The organism is Bradyrhizobium sp. AZCC 2262, from assembly GCF_036924535.1.
Taxonomy (GTDB): Bacteria; Pseudomonadota; Alphaproteobacteria; order Rhizobiales; family Xanthobacteraceae; genus Bradyrhizobium.
The window spans coordinates 1,199,532-1,217,231 of sequence record NZ_JAZHRT010000001.1; the positions used below are offsets into that span (position 1 = coordinate 1,199,532).

Sequence of the window (17,700 nt, forward strand, 5' to 3'; positions counted from 1 at the left end):
AAAGAGGTAGAAAATAGCGTTGTCGCGAAGCTCGGATTTGAGCGGTCGCGTTAACGGATCGTTCAGCCTTTCAGGCCGCTCCAGCTCTTACGCGACCTCGGCGGTCGCGGGGGAGTTGAGGAATTTGGCCTCGAACTCGCTTGCCGGCATCGGCCGTCCAAAGAAATAGCCCTGTCCTTCTCCGCAGCCCATCTTGACCAGGAAATCGGCCGTGGCTCGGTCCTCAATGCCTTCGGCGATGACGGACAGGCCCAGTTGCTTGGAGAGCCCGATAGTCGAGCTGACGATCGCCGCGTCGTCGGGATTGGCCAGCAATCCAAACACGAAGGAGCGGTCGATCTTCAGTCCGTCGAGGGGGAATTTCTTCAGATAGGTGAGGCTCGCAAAGCCGGTGCCGAAATCGTCGAACACGAGGCGAACGCCAAGCGCCTGAATTTTCAGGAACGTGTTCAGCGCGCTCTGCTCGTCGTGCAGCAGGATGTCTTCAGTGACTTCGAGCTCGAGGCTGGTTGGACTCAAACCGGTGCGGGCAAGCGCCTGCGCGACCGAGCTTGCGAGGTCACCCGACTGCAACTGGGAGGGCGAAAGGTTGACGCCGATCCGGAGCTTTTGTCCTGCGCGCTCCCAGGCGGCTGCCTTGGCGCAGGCGGTTTCGAGAACCCACTCCGCTATCCGTTCGGAAATCGGTGAGGTGTTGACAACAGGCATGAATTCTCCCGGCGAAACCAGGCCCCGCTCGGGATGACGCCAGCGGATCAGGGCCTCGGCGCCGATCAGGCTGCCGTCGGCCAGATGAATTTGCGGCTGGTAGAACAGTTCGAATTCATTGCGCTCTGCGGCCAGCACCAGCTCGGCTTCCAGCGTCAGGCGAGTTTCCAGTTCGCGGCGGATCGAGTCCTCGAACAGCACGTGACCGCCGCGGCTGGTCGCCTTGGCGCGGCTCAGCGCCAGATGTGAGTTGCTCAGGAGTTCAGCCGCCGTTCGCCCGTCGGACGGGAAGACGGCGGCGCCGATGCTGACCCTGACGCGGAGGTGACGCGTGCCGGCGAGCAGCGGCTCGTCGAAGCCTGCACCGATCTGCTCGGCAAAGCGGCTGACGTCCTGGCCGATAGCGTTCGTCGGAACCGCGATGGCGAATTCGTCTCCGCTCAGGCGCGCGATCAGGCCGGCCGCAGGCATCGCCGCCGTCAGCCGCTCTGAAATGGCGCGAAGCACGAGATCGCCGATCGCATGGCCGAGCATGTCGTTAATCTGCTGGAAGCCGTCGATCCCGATGACCAGCAGCGCTACCTTGCGGCCGTCAGGCCCGGCTCTGGCAATCTTTGCTTCAAGTTTGGCATGAAGGGTGTTGCGGTTGATGAGGCCGGTCAGCGTGTCGTGTTCAGCCAGGTATCGAATTCTCTCGGCTTCGCGCTTGCGCACCGAGATGTCGCGAAGGATCGCGCCGAACTGAAATCCGTCAGTACCCTGCCAGCCTGAGAAGCTGGCCTCGACTGGAAACACCTCGCCATCGCTGCGGCGTGCGTCGAACTCGATCACCGTGCCGGCAGCGAGCTCTGCGGCATCCTTGACGGAAAAAGCTGGCGTATCGGGATCGCGGGCGCAAATCCATTCAAACGGCCGGCCGATCATCTCCTCGGGCTGGTAGCCGAAGATCGCCGTCGCGCCGGGATTCCAGACCGTGATCAGGTAATTGGAATCGGTGCAGATCAGGCCGTCGCCGAGCGACATCGCCACCCGTTGAAAGCGGCTCTCGGCGACCCTGCCGAGCAGATCCTTGATGTCGATTTCGTCGAGCGCGATGGCCGCGATGTAGACGATGATGGCGATCTGGACCAGCGAGGTGTCGGGAATGAGCGGGAACGCGGCCTGCAGGGCGAATGCACTGGCCTCGAGGGCTAAAGCCGTTGCAGCGAGTAGCGCCACTCGCTTGCCGGCGGAAAGGCGGCGCCATGAGAACAGCATGAGCAAGGCGAGCAAGGCGAGGCCGGTCAGCGTGACGACGGGCGAGGTCCATTGCAGCGCGCGGTTCTGCAGCAGCGATTCCGCGGCCAATGTCTGCAGCACGGGGCCGGACACGATGACGCCGTTCGGGACGCTGAAGCGGTCACCGAGCTCGAGCGCCGTGCCGCCGATGACCACCTTCTTGCCCTGCAGCTTTTGCAGCGTCGCCGGGTCGCCGCGCAGCACGTCGGCAAAGGAGACTTTGGGGATTCCCGCCGTTCGGATGCTGAAGTCGATCAGAAAGGGTGCGCGCTTTTCGTCGTATTGGCCGGCGAGGACGGCAGCCATCGCGGGTACGAATTTGCCATCCAGCTTCTCACCGAACGGATAACGGCGGACAAGGCCGTCGGATCCGACCTCGACATTGACGAGCGCCGGCCAGGAATGTTCGGCGAATTGCTGCAACGGGCGATTGACGTGAAGCGTCGTTCTGTCGGTGCGCGGCTGCTGGAAGGAAGGCAGCACGACCGACCCGCCGGCGCCCTCGAGCGCTTCTGCAAAGTTCCGGTCCGAAGACGCGTCGGAGGGCGTGGAGAAATCGACATCGAGCGCGATGTCCTGGACGTCCGCCTTCTGAAGCTGCCGGATCAACTCGGCGTGGAGCAGGCGCGGCCACGGCCAGACGCCGATCCTGTCGATCGACGAGGCGTCGATCGCAATCACCACAATATCGCCAGAGACCTGTCGCGACTGCCAGGCGAACCGCAGGTCGGCCAACGCATGGCGAAGCGAATTGTGCCAGCCGCCCGCCAGGACGATTGCGAGGGCAATCATCACGAAAATATGCGGCCGATATCGTTTCACGTTATCACCATTCTGGTGGTTCGAATTTGGTCGTCGTCAGGTTCGCCAGCTGACAATCCTGTCTGATTGGCTGCGGCTATTTCTTGCTGTTGCCGTAGGCGTTCCCGTTGCCGTTAGCGCCATTGCCGTTTCCATTTCCGTCGCCGTAATGGTTACCATTGTTGCCATTGCCGTTCCCGCCGCCACCTGAGCCGCTGACGGCAGCGACCGTGCCGCTCACGCCGGATGCCGCCGCGCTGCCTGCTGCCGCGCCGGCGCCGCTGCCAGCAACGTTGCTACCGTTGTTGCTCTGGCTGTTATTCGCCATGACCGAGTTGGAATCGGATGAGGTCCAGATCGTGTCCTTGTTGGCTGCATTCCGCGCAGCCCCGTGCACCGCCGACTTGTCCCGGGCGAGCCCGTGCGTGACGCGGTGGACATTCAAGTGGACTTCACCGATCGATGACGAGATGCGGGTGACGCCATGCTTTGCGGGCTGCACGCTGGCATGCCGCAGCTGCTGGACACCCAGTCCATTCGTGGCGTGGCGGATCGCCGTAAAGCCTCCGCGCGGCACCGGAACGCGCTCGACCGACGGCGCGCGCGGCCTGCCTTGCTCGATCGGGGCGAGGACGCCGGAGCCGCCCAGCGAGAGACCCGCCTTGCCGTTCGCGAACGCCGTCGCGTGTTGGCCCGCCATCACCTGAGCGATCTGGCCCGACTTGAAATCTGCGACTTCAACCTGACCGCGGACCACATCGACGGTGGTCTTCCCCGCGTTGACGGTGACGCGGAATTGCGTGCCCTTCACCACGGCCGCGAGGTAGGGAGTCTCGACCTCGAAATGCTTGACGTTGCGCTTTTCAACGTCGAGCAGGATCGAGCCGGCCTGCTGCATGATCGTCGTCGACAGTCCTTCCTTTTTCTGGGCGGGGACGCCGACCACGGAATTCGGTGAAATCAGGATCGTTTCGTCGCCGCGCTTCAAGAGGACACGTCCGGTGCGGCCGGTGCGGACCGTATCGCCCGGCTTCAACGCGTCTTCCTGCTTCAACGATGCCTGCTGCACGCCGCTGCCGGTGAGCCATACCTCGCCCGAGGACTTGCTGACCGTCCAGTCGCCGCCATCAGCGGCGAAAGCGACGGAAGCCGTCGCCAGCATGAACACGGTCGCGAGTGCTCTTGAGACGTGAGGGATTGCACGCATGAAAACTCTTTCCGATTGCCGCTTTGTCCCGAGGCTTACCGGAAATGTTTCAAGATTGAGTGAGGGCAGGAACGGTCTTCTGCGGTAACTGCGTTAACCATTCATTGACCATAAAATTCTATTAAAAATCATATGGCTAGGGGTCCCACCAGCGATTGGCGGCGTGCATCCGTATATCTACTGGAACGCGTTTCTGCATCTGTAGTCTGGCACCGCTTCCCGATGGTTGGCCTCGGCCTGTGGATCATCATCGCCTGTTTTCCGGCGCAGGCTCAGCAGGCGAACCAGCCCGGTTATGATCCGCGGCAAACCGAAAAACGTTTCGAAGACCAGCAATCGCCTCAGGGGCCAACCGCGCGGCCGCAGTTGCCGATGCCGCAATTCGCGCGTCCCAAAGAGCAGGGGGATTCAAAGCCGCTGTTCGTGCTGCGGCATGTCTCCATCACCGGTGCCGTCGCGATACCGCAGGAGCGGCTGGTTACGGCGTATCAACCCTATGTCGGGAAAAAGGTATCGCAGGCCGATCTTGCGGCGATCGCTGCTGCGGTCAGTGACGTCTATCGCGCCGCCGGCTTCCACCTCAGCCGGGCGATCGTTCCGCCACAGGACATCCAGCGCGGCCGGCTTCATATTCAAGTCATCGAAGGCAGCATCACGGAGCTCGCGCTGAAGGGAGAGGGCGCCGAACAATTCGGCGTCCGGCCGATGCTCGATGCCGTCTTGGCCGAACAGCCCTCGCGGCTTGCGACGCTCGAACGGCAGTTGCTGCTGATCAACGGACGGCCCGGCGTACAGATCGAGGACACCGCGCTCGAGGAGATCGGCACTGCGAGCGGCGATTTTCGCCTGATCGTGTCGCTGAAAACCTGGCACGTTTTCACGTCGTTCGGCGTCGACAATCTGGGATCGTCGTCGGTCGGACCGTGGCAAAGCTACGGGACGGCGGCGTTCAACTCCTATCTCGCGCCCGGCGATTCCCTGGTGTTGAACCTGTCGACCACGCCCGGTGATCCGCGCCAACTCGCGTTCGGCCGCCTGTCCTACGACGTGCCTGTCGGCACCGACGGCGCCCGTATCGGCGCGTCGGGCTACTACAGCGAGGTCTGGCCCGGCGACTACCGCCATCTCTACAGCGACAACATCAAGACCGAGTCGTTCGAAATTCGCGGCAGCGTCGTGCCGCTGCAATCGCAAAAATCGAGCCTGGCGCTGACCGCGGCGGCCGGCTTCACCAATGCCACCGAAAACGATGTGTTCGGCCCGATCTACGCCGACCATATCCGCACCGCGAGCCTGACGTCGGATTACCGGCTGCAGGACGGTTTCGGCGGCACCAATTATCTGACGGTGAATTATCGCCAGGGCCTCGACATTCTCGGCGCTTCGCACCGCGACGACGACTATCTGTCGCGCGACGGCGCGTCCGGCAAATTCTCCGCGCTGAATTTCTGGTTCACGCGTTACCAGACGCTGACGGATGCATGGTCGCTCAAGCTGGCCGCGGCCGGCCAGACGGCGTCCGGGCCGCTCTTCATCTCGCAGCAATTCTATCTCGGCGGCATCGCGTTCGGCCGCGGCTATGGCAGCGCCGAGATCAGCGGCGATAATGGTCTGGCGGGCACGGTGGAGCTGCGCTTCGACCAGAAGACGAATCTTCGATATCTAAGTGGCTACCAGATCTACGGATTCGTCGACAGCGGGGTGGCCTGGAATGACGGCTACCGCCTGAGCGACGGCCTTTCGCTGACCTCGGCCGGCGGCGGCGTTCGCTTCTTCCTCGCCGACGGCCTGCAGGCCGACATCGGCGCCGCCGCGCCGCTCACCTATCGCGCGCCAGATAATCCCACCCGCGGCGCGCGGGTGCTGTTCTCGCTGACGAGCGCGCTGAAGCTTTGTCCAATGCGGGCGACGACGCGCTGCCTGTAGCCGCTAGACCGGCTCGTAGCTCTCGGCATTGCAGGTGTCCTCGGCTTCGACCTTTTGGCGATCGGCGATCACGCCGCCGGAAATCTCGACACGATAGGTCTGCGTGCCCAGCGGTTTTCCGGTCACCGAAACCACTTCGGCCTTGACGCATGCGCTCCAGCCCGGACCGCGCAGGTTTGGGTGCGGAACGGAAACGCGGACATTGGTCGGTTGCGAAGCCGCCGTGAACACCGAGTCCAGTTTCTCTTTCAGCATGCGCTTGACGTCGGGTGCCGGCTCGAGCGGGGGCGGCTCCGGCACCTTGGCGCGCATGAACTCGGGCAGTGGCGAGCGGACGTCGCCAAAGCCGCAACCCGCAAGCATCAGCGCCGCGCCCGCCATCAGCGCTATGTGAATCACGATCCGCCGCATCGGAGGTTGTTTTAACCCGGAGACGCCACTCCGGACAGAGTATTAGGCCCAGATAGCAATCCCGATACTGTGATTTGCATCACGTCGCAGAGCTTGGGTCTGCGACAAGATCGCCGTTGAATCGGGCCTTTGTCACGCCTCTCGTGGCGCCGCCGGCTTGAACCCTTTGGCTTCGGGCTGTGACCAATCCGTAGCCTGCATTGCCCGGAGGTCGCATCATGTTCCGTCACACACTTTTCACATTGATGATTCCCGCTGCGGTTCTTCTGGGAGCGCATTCGGCATCCGCCGAAAACCGCCTCGCGCTGGTGATCGGCCAATCTGCGTATCGCTCGGTGCCGGCGCTGCCCAATCCGGCCAATGACGCCAGAGCGGTCACGCAATTGCTGACCGATTCCGGCTTCGAGGTCTCGACCGCGGCCGATCTTTCGCAAGGCCAGATGCGGGAGGCGGTCAGCGACTTCGCGGGCAAGGTTGCGGCCAAGGGCGCCGACACCGTTGCCCTGGTGTTTTACGCCGGTCATGGGCTGCAGATCGACGGCGAGAATTTTCTGGTTCCGATCGACATCGATCCGAAGCGCGAAGCCGACATTCCGATCCAGGCGGTGCGCCTCAACGACATCCTGAACACGCTGACGTCGGTGCCAAGCAAGATGCGGATCCTGATGCTCGATGCCTGCCGCAACAATCCGTTTCCGGAACTCAAGACCGCCGGCAGCGGGCTTGCCATCGTCGATGCCAAGGTCGGCGCTCCCGGCACCTTCCTGTCGTTCTCGACGTCGCCGGGCGCGGTCGCGGAAGACGGCTCCGGCTCCAACAGCCCGTATACCAACGCACTGCTGGCGGCCGGCAAGGAGCAGAACATTCCGATCGAGGAGACCTTCAAGCGGGTGCGGCTTGCGGTGAACAAGGTCACCGACGGGCGGCAGACCCCGTGGGACAGCTCCTCGCTGACCGAGGATTTCCGCTTTTCCGGCACGTCGGTCGCAGGATCGAAGCCTGCGGCGACTCCGAAGAAGTCGGTCGCCGAGTGGACCCGCGATCTCAAGGGCAAGCCGGTCGAGGCGGCGAATGAGCTGATCGTGGCCGACGGCACCGACGAGGCGTATGAGGCCTTTGCCGGCCTCTTCCCGCAGACGGCGCTCGGGCGGCTGGCGCGCGACTGGCTGGTTCGGCACCGGCGCATGGTGGCGTGGAACGACGCCGTGCTGATCAATACCGCGTCCGGATATCGCTCGTTCCTGGAGAAATTCCCGGATAGCGATCTTTCCGCGACCGCGCGCAAGCTTGAACTGCGGCTGCGCAACCGTCCCGAGTTCACGCCCGCCGTCGCCGCCGCCAACGCCGCCCTGCCGCAAAACGTTGCGCTGGCCGGGCCGACCTGTCCCTGCAACGTGCAGCCGCCGCAACAGCAGCCGCAGCCACTTAAGGTCAATGCCCCGGTCCGGCGTGTCGAGCCGGATCCGCCGAAGAAGCGGGTCGATCGCAAGCGGCCGCGCCGGCCCGATCCGGATGACGATGTTGTCGTCGTCCGACGGGTGCCCCCGCGCGATGTGTACGAGCCACCGCCGCCGCCGGTCAGCATCGGCATCGGCATCGGTCTCGGCGGATTTGGCGGCGGCCGTGGCGGCAACTATGTTGGCCGGGGTAGATACTGACGTGGCAATAGGGTAATCGATCCCGCAAGCGTTGTGTTGCGCTTGCGGGGGCAGGATGCGAAATCCGGTTCGTCTGTTCACTTTCATCGTTGCCATCTTCTGCGCCGGCATCGCGTTTCCGGCTTCCGCCTGGGAGCATTGGGGCGGCGATCGCGGCGGATCGCGGTTTTCGCGGCTCAACCAGATCACCCCCGAGAATGTCGGCAATCTCGTCCGCGCCTGGGAGTTTCGCACCGGCGATCTCGATCGCCGCGCGCCCGAGGTGATGAAGCGGACCAAGTTTCAGGCGACGCCACTGCTGGTCGAAGACAGCCTGATCTTCTGCTCGCCGTTCAACGAAGTCATTGCGCTCGATCCCGGCAGCGGCGCGCAGAAATGGCGGTACGATCCGAAGATCTCGACCAGCCAGCGCCCGGCCAACCGCTACAATTGCCGCGGCGTGGCCTATTGGGTCGACGAAAAGGCCGCCGGGACCGCCGGCTGCCGCGCGCGAATCTTCATGGGCACCAACGACGCGCGGGTGATCGCGCTCGACGCGAGGTCCGGCATTCCCTGCGCCGATTTTGGCACCAATGGCCAGATCAGGATCGAGACCGGGATGCCGCTGGAATGGCCAGGCGAATTCCAGATCACGTCGGCCCCGGTCATTGCCCGCGACACCCTCGTCGTCGGTTCTGCGATCGCGGACAACCGCCGCGTCGATGCGCCGTCCGGCGCGGTGCGCGCCTTCGATGTGCGAACCGGGCGTTCGCGCTGGAGTTTCGATCCGCTGGTGCATAGCGGCGTCGAGGCCGGCCATGCCAATGTCTGGGCGCCGATGTCGGTGGACGAGGGGCGCGGCCTGGTGTTTTTGCCGACGTCCTCGCCGAGCCCGGACTTCTGGGGCGGCAAGCGGCCCGGCAACAACGACTACGCCAATTCGGTCGTGGCGCTGCGTGCCGAGACCGGCGAGCGGGTCTGGTCGTATCAGACCGTGCATCACGATGTCTGGGATTACGATTTACCGGCGCAGCCGACATTGGCGCGCATCGATACCGGGGAAGGCCCGCGCGATGTCGTGATCCAGCCGACCAAGCAGGGATTTGTGTTCGTGCTCGACCGCGATACCGGCAAGCCGGTATGGCCGGTGGAGGAACGGGCCGTGCCGCAAGGCGGCGCCGAAGGCGAGCAGCTCTCGCCGACGCAGCCGTTTCCGACCCACGTGCCGCCGCTGCTGCAGCAGCAGATTTCGGCCGACGATGTGTTCGGCCTGATCCCGTTCTGGGAGCGCGGTGCCTGCCGCGCGCAGGTCGCGGCGGCGCGCAACGAGGGCCTCTACACGCCGCCATCGACGCAAGGCACCGTGGTGTTTCCGATGACCGGCGGCGGCGTGAACTGGGGCGGCGCCGCCTTCGATCCCGTCAACCAGATCCTCTATGCCAACACCTCGCGGGCGATTCACATCATCAAGCTGCTTCCGCGCGCCGCCGTGGCCGATGGGTTCAAACCGCCGCCCGGACACGATTTCGGACGGCAGCAGGGCGCGCCGTTTGCGATGACGCGCGCGGTCGCGATATCGCCTCTGGGCCTGTTGTGCAACACCCCGCCCTGGGGCGAGATGGTCGCGGTCGATCTGAAGGCCGGCAAGATTCTCTGGCGCTCGCGCGTGGGCACTACGGAAGACCGCGCGCCGCTCGGCATCGCCTTTCATTGGGGAACGCCGCTCGTCAATGGCGTCGCGATCACCGCCGGCGGTCTCGCCTTCACCGGCGCGACGGATGCTTATCTGCGCGCCTTCGACGCGCGATCGGGGCAGGAGCTGTGGCAGGGCCGGCTGCCGGTGCCGGGCGTCGCCAATCCCATGACCTATCTGTGGAAGGGCGAGCAATATGTCGCGATCGGCGCCGGCGGTCATTCGGAGGTGGGCACGACCATCGGCGACAGCGTGGTGGCGTTCCGCCTGGCGCGGCCGGGCGAGGCGCCCTCGCTGTGGTCGCGCACCATCGACCGGCCCGGCGGGCGATTCATGAGCGGTGCGATCGCGGCTGGGTTCACGGTGCTGCTGATGGCGCTGTTGGTCTGGCGCTGGCGGCGGAGCAGGGTGGGGGCGTAGGTTCCCGCAACAACCATTCCATCGTCGTCCCTGCGAACGCAGGGACCCATACTCCGCGGCAATTATTGCTGGAAAAGACAAGATAACTGCGACCATACCAAAACAATTTCGGCCGATGGCTATGGGTCCCTGCGTTCGCAGGGACGACGGAAGAGTTTTTGGATTCAATTCTCAAAACCGAATACACATCCGCGATCTCGCGGCGCTGATCGCCCGAGGTTTGCATCTTTCGTTGGCCCTCCCGAAAGTCAGAGGGCGCAGGGAAGACCGGGTGCTTGCTGCACCCGCGGTCTCGCGTGCTATTTGCGCAAACAAAAGTGCACACGAGCATACAGGGCAGCGGGAGCATTCCGGCCTTCCCTGCGCAATGGCTTTACGGCTTACTTCGTGCTCTTCCCGGAGAACGGCTCTTTTGCCTCCGTCGCCCGCGCTTCTTATCGCAAGCTTAACGCCAGCACCGCGGCGCCCGAACCACACGACTTCGCCGTACGCTTCCGGCGCGTACGTCTATCGCGCCATTCGCGTCCATCGCATCCCACCGCGCGTTCGTGACGTTCGCGAGCGCCCCTCCTTCGGGTGAGACGGGCGGAGTTATGGGACTGATTTGGGTGAGAACGAAAGCGGAATATTTTTGATTCCTGGGCTTGACACGATTTCGGAAAATCCGAATTGATTTGCCGACGATCATTGCGAGCCAACGGGTCGCGCAAAATGCGAGTGGGGGCGGCGGCTTGTGGCAAAAGCGTGCAACCCGCTTGAGTCCCTTGTGCGCACGAAAGCGGAACTCGGTATCGGAGCGAAGCGGACATCGCCGAAGATTTATGAATACGTACCCTAGTTATTACCAGCCGTGATTCCCCGCTCCCGGATGATTGCGCCGAACCGTTTGGAATCCTCGCGGGCTCTTTCTCCGAATTCATCGGGGGACATTGCCGCAGGGATATTGCCGACGACCATGATGCGTTCTTTCAACGCAACAGTCGCGAGCGCCCGATTGATCTCCGTATTCAAGCGCGCAACAATGTCGCGTGGGGTGCCGGCAGGCGCGTAGACACCAAAAATGGCGTCCGCATCAAAACCGGCAAGACCGAGCTCCGCGAGCGTCGGCACGTCGGGAAGTTGAGGCGAGCGCTGCGCACTGCCGATCGCAATGGCCCGCAGCTTGCCGGCTTTGACATGCTCGATGGCGATGCCGGGGTCGAACAGGAAGTCGAGTTGCCCTGCCAGCAGGTCGTTGAGCGCTGGTGCTGCGCCACGATAGGGCACATGCACAGCATCCGTGCCGGTCATCTTCTTGAGCAACTCTGCCGCAAGATGCGGTGAACTGCCGATTCCGGGCGATCCGAAATTGCGCTTTCCCGGGTTGGCCCTGAGGTCGGCGATAAACGCCTTGAAATCCTGCACCGGATTTTCTGCCCGAACGACGAGATAAAACGGGACGCGCGCGACGGAAGCGACGGGAATGAGGTCTTTTGCCGGGTCGAACGGCATGCTGGCATACAGATGCGGATTGATCGCTACCATCGAGCCTGACGACATCAGCAAGCTGTAACCATCCGGGGCGGACCGGGCCACGGCCTCGCCGCCGAGATTTCCGTTTGCACCGCCCTTGTTCTCGATCACGACCGGTTGACCCAAGGTTTCACCGAGGGACTGACCTATCAGGCGCGCCAGCAGATCGGCGGCCCCTCCCGGCGGAAAGTTGACGACGAGGCGGATGGGATGAGTGGGCCAAGTCTGCGCCAGCGATGTAGATATCATGCCCGCAGCGAAAGCGAGCGCAATCACAATGGCCCTCATGTCTTTCTCCCTGGATTGTCTCAGCCGATAGATGACCGCCTGATACGGCCGGGCTCATCGACTGATCTGCGCGCGTCGCATTTGCGGAATGACTTCCTCGCCAAAGAGAGCGAGCGATTCGCGGCGGCGCGGCGACATGCTCCTTCCCAGCATCGCAAGAAAATGGCCTGCGCCGCATTTGCGGCATTGATTGATCACCTGCTCGGTGACTTGCACCGGCGTGCCCGCGATATAGTCGTCGTCATGCACTGAAAATCCGGCACCCGTCCTCGGCGCATCGAGCAACGAGGATGCGCGGTCGATGGCGCGCGGATCGCCAGCTATGACTTTCAAGGTCGCCGCCTTCGCGACCCCGGCTTCTTCCCGCGCCTGAGCCGCATCACGTGAAATGGAGATGTTGCGCCGGATGGCGAGCTGATCGGGACCCGCCGGCAGTCCGAGCCGGTCGCACTCACCCCGATACACGTCGAAGATTTCCGATATGCGGGAGACGGATTCGAAGCCGGTGCAGATCTTGGACCGCCTTTGAGCCGACTTTTGCGCGGATCCCGTGCTGACGACAGTTGTCCATTTCGGCGGGGAGGGCTGCAGAAAGACACCCGGCATCAGGCTGAGATTTTCGAATTTCCAATACTTTCCGCTGTGGCTGACGACGGGGTTTACCAGGGCAGCATCGAGTATCTCCAAAGCCTCATTGAACCGCTCGCGGGCCTCCTCCATTCCAAGGCCTATCCGCTGCAGTTCCTGGGGCACGCCGGCCGCAAAGCCGATCTCAAGGCGTCCATTGGTCAGGTGGTCGAGCATCGTCAGCTCCTCGATGATGCGCCACGGCTCATAGAGCGGCACGACGTTTCCCATCGTCCCTAGGCGTAGCCGGGTGGTGTGTCGAGAGATAGCTGCGATCAGGAGATTGGGGGAGGGGCTCAATGAGTGACTGAAGTGATGTTCGCTGAAGAATATTCCTTCGAACCCCAGCCGTTCGGCTTCGAGCCAAAATGCGTAACATCCGTTGAAAGCGGCGGTTATGGCGCCGCGCAGGGCCTCCCCCTCGTTCGGGGTCGGGGCCTGCATGAATTCAAAAATCCACGGCTTGATCAAGATGCTTCCTCCCCCTGGGCACGACCGTTTCTTGATGCGGCTTCTCGTGCGGCCCATTCTCGATGACGTTTCGAAATTTGAAAAATAGATTATATTGATCCGTGATATTTACAGTATGGATGTCATCCCATGCGTTTCGAAGGCCTGGACCTCAATCTCCTGATCGCGCTCGACGCGATCCTTGAAGAACGCAGTGTCATGGCGGCCAGTCGACGCCTTCATCTCAGCCAGCCGGCGATGAGCGCCGCCGTTGGAAGATTGCGTCAGTATTTCAACGACGAGATTTTCACGATTTCACAGCGAAAGCTGGTGCCGACGCCATTGGCGCAATCGCTGGAGAAGCCGACGCGAGACATCCTGCTGCGTATCCGGGCGAATTTGATTTCCCCTCCGAAATTTGACCCGGCGAGCTCGGAGCGGCGTTTTCGGCTGGTCGTTTCCGATTATGCGAGCATCGTATTGATGCATGCGGTGATGAAGCGCGTCTATCGAGCTGCACCGCGTGTCTGCCTTGAAATTCTTCCTTTCAGTGATCGGGTCGACGAACAGCTTCAGCGAGGCGAGGTCGATTTGGTCGTGATCCCGGATACCAGCCTCATTGATGGCCATCCCAGCCAGCATCTGTTTGCGGACGAGTTCTGCTGCGTGGCCTGGACCGGAAGTCGCCAGATCGGACGCTCAATCTCGCTCAGCCGCTATCTTCAGCTCGGGCATATCACAGCTCAGCTCGGACCCATTCGCGGGGTATCGTTTGATGAACGAGCGCTCGTCCAGTTGGGTTATAAACGCCGGATCGAGGTCATTGCCCCGAACTTTACCGCGATGGCGGCCATGGTAATCGGTACGGACCGCATCGCAACGATGCACCATCGCCTCGCTGCGATCTTTGCAAGAAACTTTCCGCTGAAGCTGCTACGGGCGCCGGTCCGCATCCCGGCATTTCGCGAAGCCCTTCAATGGCCGGCATCGTTTCACATGGATCCCGCACTGGTATGGTTGCGCGAGATCATAACCCACGTTGCTTCCGAGGTTGACCGGACACCGGCGGCGCAAATGAGAATTGGGTAGAGGGGCTCCCGCACCGGCCGGAACGTTTCTGCCGGTTCGCGGTTATGTTACCGGCGACGGAATCTTCGCGAGGAGCGGGACAGTCCCGGCAGAGGCCATGCGGTGTAACGCCCGCCTGGCCTTTGTCTTGTGGGCAGTCTCGGCGAGGAACCAGTGGCTTCATGCGGACTTGAATCCGAAAGGCCAGTTTCCAAGCTGGTCCAGTACGGTCCCGCCAATAAGCCCCACCACGACTGAAAGGTCGGGCCGTGCTCCAACTCCGGAGAAAACGTAATGGCTGAACCCAGCAAACAGGAAATCGACGCGCGAGCGTATCGGCTTTGGGAGCAAGCGGGTCGGCCCGAAGATCGAGAAGCCGAGTTTTGGCACTTGGCTGAACAAGAGCTGCGCAACGAGGACAAAGGTTCGCCGACGCGAACCCCTGACACGCTGTAACGCAGTCGAACGACCAGCGGCGATCCCTGCACATTGCCGAACGATCACCAGCTCCAAGATCTGCGGCCAACCGGAGTTCTCAAATGGCAAGAGAAAACGATTTGGAAGGCCGGCAGGACATGGGCGGCAAGCATGGCGGCCAGGCGGGCATGCCGAAGCCTGAGGACCGAAGCTCAGCGCAGCAGGGCATCGTTCGGGACGAGAGGGGACAGGAACAGCCAGCGGCCAAAGCGCGTGCTCAACACGTCAGCCGGAAAGATCGGGGCGATGATCCACCTGGTGATCCGAAACAGCGATAGCCTTTTTCGACGACGCGTAACCAGGTCTTGCACCCATAAATCCGTCGGCGTGACGCGACGATAAGCCATGTCCGCTTTGCCCCGTTAGCGACTGAGGTGGCGCGGCGGCGCAATATGTCGCGAAGGACCTGACCGGACATTTCCGCGATCAGACGTTTGGCAGTACTGGCTCACCGGGCGACCTACCGGCAGGTCCATCCACGGGCCCGCAATTAGGTGTATAAGGAGGCTGGAGTTCAGCGCCATGGCTACGTCGGGGCAGGACCGCATCGAACGCCGGCTTGCTGCCATACTGGCAGCCGATGTGGCTGGCTACAGCCGGCTGACCGGTGTGGACGAAGAGGGCACGCACGTCCGGCTTCAGGCCCATCTGCGCGCTCTTGTCGATCCCAAGGTTGCCGAACACCGTGGCCGGGTCGTCAAGAACACCGGAGACGGAATGTTGGCTGAGTTTAGCAGCGTAGTGGACGCAGTGCGCTGCGCTCTTGATATTCAGCGCGGGATGTCCGAGCGCAATACCGAGGTGCCGGATGAGAAGCGGATCGAGTTCCGCATGGGCATCAATGTCGGCGACATCATCATCGATCGAGGTGACATTTTCGGCGACGGCGTGAATGTGGCAGCGCGTCTGGAGGGATTGGCGAAGCCCGGTGGCATTTGCATCTCCGATGACGCGCACCGCCAGGTTCGGGGCAAGTTCGATGTCACCTTCGAGGATGTAGGCGAACGGCAACTCAAGAACATCGCAAGGCCAGTGCGGGTCTTCCAAGTCGCTCTTGATCATGCGGGACCCGCCAAGCCAATCTGGCGGTCGCACAATGCGGCGTCGGCTGTGCGTCGCGCCGGGTGGAGCACGCGCATCACTGCGATCGGAGCCGCAGTCGTGCTGATCGCCGCCGCTGGCGGCGCAGTATTGTACTTCCACCTCGGCCGCGCGCCCGTCGTTTCACAGCTGCCGGACCAGCTAGCAAAACGCTCTGAGCGCTTCTCCATTGTCGTGTTGCCCTTTGCCAACCTATCCGGCGACGCGAGCCAGGATTATCTGGCAGACGTCATCAGCGACGAATTGACCACCGGGTTCTCGCGTTTTCGGAACAGTTTTGTCATCTCCCGATCAACGGCTTTCACTTACAAGGGCAAGCCAATCAACGTTCGGCAGATCGGCAAGGAGCTCGGTGTGCGCTATGTGCTAGAAGGCGGCGTACAGCCGAGTGGCGACCGGCTGCGTGTGAATGCTCAGCTCATCGATACCGAGAGCGATGCACATCTCTGGGCTGACCGGTTTGACGAGAACCGCTCCGACCTCTTACAGATGCAAGATGCCATTGTTCACCGCATCGCGTTGTCGGTCGGTCTCATACTAACCGAAGAAAGAGCCCGCCGGGCGCAACTTCGCGCTGGCAATCCCACTGCGGATGACCTTGCTTGGCGCTGCTCCGCGGCGCTCATGCAAGCGCCGTGGGTGTCGGAACGCGATTCCGCCTTCCGCCTATGCGAGCAAGCGTTGGAAATCGACCCTGAAAATGTTCGCGCGCTGGCCCACCTATCATTAAAATTCTCCAACCGCGTTGGCTTTTTTGCGAGTCTTGATGCGAAAGCTGATCTTCGCCGCGCGGACGAACTTGCCTCCCTAGCCATAAAGATCGATCCGGACTACTCTCCGGCTCACACGGCCAAAGGCGATGCTCTAGTGGTAGCGGGGCGCTATCGGGACGCAATCGATTCTTATGAACGCGCCCTGATTTTAGCTCCAAGCACCATTCTGCCTGGATTGCCTCTTGCCTACAATTTTGTCGGTGAGCCGGAACAGGCCATCGCCTATGCCGACAAGGCGATGCGGCTCAGTCCACACGTCCCCTTGCGCGCAGGGCCAATATTTTATTTTTCCAAAGCGTTCGCCTTCGGCATGCTGCAGGACTATGAGCAGGCGCTTGTATGGATTGAGCGGGCTGAAGCTCCTGCTCCAGATATTCTGCTCATGGGATTTGTGCGGTCTGCTCTGCTCGCCCTGGCGGGCAAAGAGGACGAGGCGCGCGCAGCCATGCAGCGCTATTTGGCGAACGACAATGCCCCTATCCGGACCCTGTCACAATGGCATGCTCGACAGTCGGGAAAACAGTTGCCATCGTACAATCCGCTTGCTCTTGCGCGTCTTTTAACCTTCAGGAGGAATTTCGACGATGGCCTCCGAAAAGCCGGACTGCCGGAGTGAGCAACGCGGTTGCCCACGCCGACGAGGTGATCGAAAGAGCGGTTTGCTGCATGTCTCTTGTGGGTCATTTTCGACTGATTTGGCGGGGGTTTTCGGCAGGGTGATGTCCGCTTCTGCCCGTAAGCGCCGAACCGGGGCCGAGCTAGGAACGTTGCGTTTCGCCGGACGCCCGTGATTCAAACTCCGGGTCGCGACACGCTACGACAAGCTTGCAGCGAACTACCTTGCCTTCGCCCAGCTTGCATCCATCCGGCTTTGGCTGGCTGCGCGCTAACTAATAAGTCCACGCCCTGGTTCTCTTGTGCGATCGATTGATGGCAACGGCCGCCGCTACGGCCGCTCGTTTGTTAAAACGCGCGGCGTCGCGGCGGGGGACCGGCCTGCGGGTGGCGCGCACGGGTGAGGAGTTCGTGCATTGCGATCACCGCGGCGCAGGCGATGATGGTGATGGTCGCCATCACCAGAACAGTTTTGAGCATGTTTCGCTCCCGACAGATTTCAACGCCAAGACGCCAGAAGAATCTTGTTCCGGCAAGACCAGAGAACTACGGGGGCGGGCTGTTGGAAGGTTCGTAGCGTGGGCAACGCGACTTGTCCGCCGTAGCTCAACGAGCGAAGGCGGAAGCGTGCCCACGCTAGGAAGCGCGTTCGGTGATAGATGGTAGGCACGGCGCGATAGACCCGCCTTTGCCTACCCTGCGAGCGGA

13 protein-coding genes and 2 pseudogenes are annotated in these 17,700 nt (G+C 62.3%); 8 read left to right on the forward strand and 7 right to left on the reverse strand.

What is annotated here, in order from left to right; translation table 11 throughout:
- Positions 1 to 87 precede the first annotated feature (87 nt).
- Both V1283_RS05500 and V1283_RS05505 read right to left on the reverse strand, forming a co-directional pair.
- Positions 88 to 2,808: an EAL domain-containing protein gene (locus V1283_RS05500; RefSeq protein WP_334385435.1), complete on the reverse strand. Its 2,721-nt coding sequence runs from the start codon at positions 2,806 to 2,808 to the stop codon at positions 88 to 90.
- 76 nt (positions 2,809 to 2,884) lie between these two features.
- Complete coding sequence (locus V1283_RS05505) at positions 2,885 to 3,994, reverse strand: FecR family protein (RefSeq protein WP_334385437.1); 1,110 nt, start codon at positions 3,992 to 3,994, stop codon at positions 2,885 to 2,887.
- A 222-nt stretch (positions 3,995 to 4,216) separates the two neighbouring features.
- On the opposite strand from V1283_RS05505, the gene V1283_RS05510 reads away from it, so the two are divergent.
- Entirely contained in the window at positions 4,217 to 5,920 is a 1,704-nt protein-coding gene (locus tag V1283_RS05510) for a ShlB/FhaC/HecB family hemolysin secretion/activation protein (protein WP_334385438.1), read from the forward strand.
- A 3-nt stretch (positions 5,921 to 5,923) separates the two neighbouring features.
- Here V1283_RS05510 and V1283_RS05515 read toward each other — a convergent pair whose 3' ends face one another.
- Positions 5,924 to 6,319, reverse strand: a complete 396-nt coding sequence (locus V1283_RS05515; protein WP_334385439.1) for a hypothetical protein — start codon at positions 6,317 to 6,319, stop codon at positions 5,924 to 5,926.
- A 230-nt stretch (positions 6,320 to 6,549) separates the two neighbouring features.
- Between V1283_RS05515 and V1283_RS05520 the strand changes: the two genes are divergently transcribed.
- Both V1283_RS05520 and V1283_RS05525 read left to right on the forward strand, forming a co-directional pair.
- On the forward strand, positions 6,550 to 7,989 hold the full coding sequence (locus V1283_RS05520; protein WP_334385440.1) for a caspase family protein: 1,440 nt from the start codon (positions 6,550 to 6,552) through the stop codon (positions 7,987 to 7,989).
- A 55-nt stretch (positions 7,990 to 8,044) separates the two neighbouring features.
- Entirely contained in the window at positions 8,045 to 10,081 is a 2,037-nt protein-coding gene (locus V1283_RS05525) for a pyrroloquinoline quinone-dependent dehydrogenase (protein ID WP_334385441.1), read from the forward strand.
- An 834-nt stretch (positions 10,082 to 10,915) separates the two neighbouring features.
- On the opposite strand, the gene V1283_RS05530 is transcribed toward V1283_RS05525, so the two are convergent.
- Both V1283_RS05530 and V1283_RS05535 read right to left on the reverse strand, forming a co-directional pair.
- Entirely contained in the window at positions 10,916 to 11,881 is a 966-nt protein-coding gene (locus V1283_RS05530) for a Bug family tripartite tricarboxylate transporter substrate binding protein (protein WP_334385442.1), read from the reverse strand.
- A 54-nt stretch (positions 11,882 to 11,935) separates the two neighbouring features.
- A complete protein-coding gene (locus tag V1283_RS05535) occupies positions 11,936 to 12,979 on the reverse strand; it encodes an LLM class flavin-dependent oxidoreductase (RefSeq protein ID WP_334385443.1) in 1,044 nt (347 codons plus the stop codon).
- A 129-nt stretch (positions 12,980 to 13,108) separates the two neighbouring features.
- On the opposite strand from V1283_RS05535, the pseudogene V1283_RS44565 reads away from it, so the two are divergent.
- The 3 genes and pseudogenes from V1283_RS44565 to V1283_RS05545 form a co-directional block, all read left to right on the forward strand.
- Positions 13,109 to 13,294, forward strand: a pseudogene (locus V1283_RS44565) (LysR family transcriptional regulator); the annotation flags it as partial.
- 6 nt (positions 13,295 to 13,300) lie between these two features.
- Positions 13,301 to 14,047: a LysR substrate-binding domain-containing protein gene (locus tag V1283_RS05540; protein ID WP_334385444.1), complete on the forward strand. Its 747-nt coding sequence runs from the start codon at positions 13,301 to 13,303 to the stop codon at positions 14,045 to 14,047.
- A 273-nt stretch (positions 14,048 to 14,320) separates the two neighbouring features.
- Entirely contained in the window at positions 14,321 to 14,482 is a 162-nt protein-coding gene (locus V1283_RS05545; RefSeq protein ID WP_334385445.1) for a DUF2934 domain-containing protein, read from the forward strand.
- A gap of 173 nt (positions 14,483 to 14,655) precedes the next feature.
- Here the strand turns inward: V1283_RS05545 and V1283_RS05550 are convergent, their stop codons facing one another.
- A complete protein-coding gene (locus V1283_RS05550; RefSeq protein WP_334385446.1) occupies positions 14,656 to 14,850 on the reverse strand; it encodes a hypothetical protein in 195 nt (64 codons plus the stop codon).
- A gap of 175 nt (positions 14,851 to 15,025) precedes the next feature.
- Here V1283_RS05550 and V1283_RS05555 point away from each other — a divergent pair, with 175 nt between their 5' ends.
- Positions 15,026 to 16,993 (forward strand): adenylate/guanylate cyclase domain-containing protein, encoded by a 1,968-nt coding sequence (locus V1283_RS05555; protein WP_334385447.1) that lies wholly within the window; start codon positions 15,026 to 15,028, stop codon positions 16,991 to 16,993.
- 184 nt (positions 16,994 to 17,177) lie between these two features.
- Positions 17,178 to 17,267, forward strand: a pseudogene (locus V1283_RS05560) (IS5/IS1182 family transposase); the annotation flags it as partial.
- Positions 17,268 to 17,340: 73 nt separating this feature from the next.
- Here the strand turns inward: V1283_RS05560 and V1283_RS05565 are convergent.
- The gene (locus tag V1283_RS05565; RefSeq protein ID WP_334385448.1) at positions 17,341 to 17,472 is read right to left on the reverse strand and encodes a hypothetical protein; all 132 of its coding nucleotides are present in this window, start codon (positions 17,470 to 17,472) and stop codon (positions 17,341 to 17,343) included.
- Positions 17,473 to 17,700 lie beyond the last annotated feature (228 nt).

Bases quoted from the DNA above. Each gene is read 5' to 3' on its own strand.
- V1283_RS05565 (WP_334385448.1), bottom strand. From the start codon at position 17,472: ATGCTCAAAACTGTTCTGGTGATGGCGACCATCACCATCATCGCCTGC.
- V1283_RS05555 (WP_334385447.1), top strand. From the start codon at position 15,026: ATGGCTACGTCGGGGCAGGACCGCATCGAACGCCGGCTTGCTGCCATA.
- V1283_RS05530 (WP_334385442.1), bottom strand. From the start codon at position 11,881: ATGAGGGCCATTGTGATTGCGCTCGCTTTCGCTGCGGGCATGATATCT.
- V1283_RS05510 (WP_334385438.1), top strand. From the start codon at position 4,217: ATGGTTGGCCTCGGCCTGTGGATCATCATCGCCTGTTTTCCGGCGCAG.
- V1283_RS05550 (WP_334385446.1), bottom strand. From the start codon at position 14,850: ATGGCTTATCGTCGCGTCACGCCGACGGATTTATGGGTGCAAGACCTG.
- V1283_RS05520 (WP_334385440.1), top strand. From the start codon at position 6,550: ATGTTCCGTCACACACTTTTCACATTGATGATTCCCGCTGCGGTTCTT.
- V1283_RS05525 (WP_334385441.1), top strand. From the start codon at position 8,045: ATGCGAAATCCGGTTCGTCTGTTCACTTTCATCGTTGCCATCTTCTGC.
- V1283_RS05505 (WP_334385437.1), bottom strand. From the start codon at position 3,994: ATGCGTGCAATCCCTCACGTCTCAAGAGCACTCGCGACCGTGTTCATG.
- V1283_RS05545 (WP_334385445.1), top strand. From the start codon at position 14,321: ATGGCTGAACCCAGCAAACAGGAAATCGACGCGCGAGCGTATCGGCTT.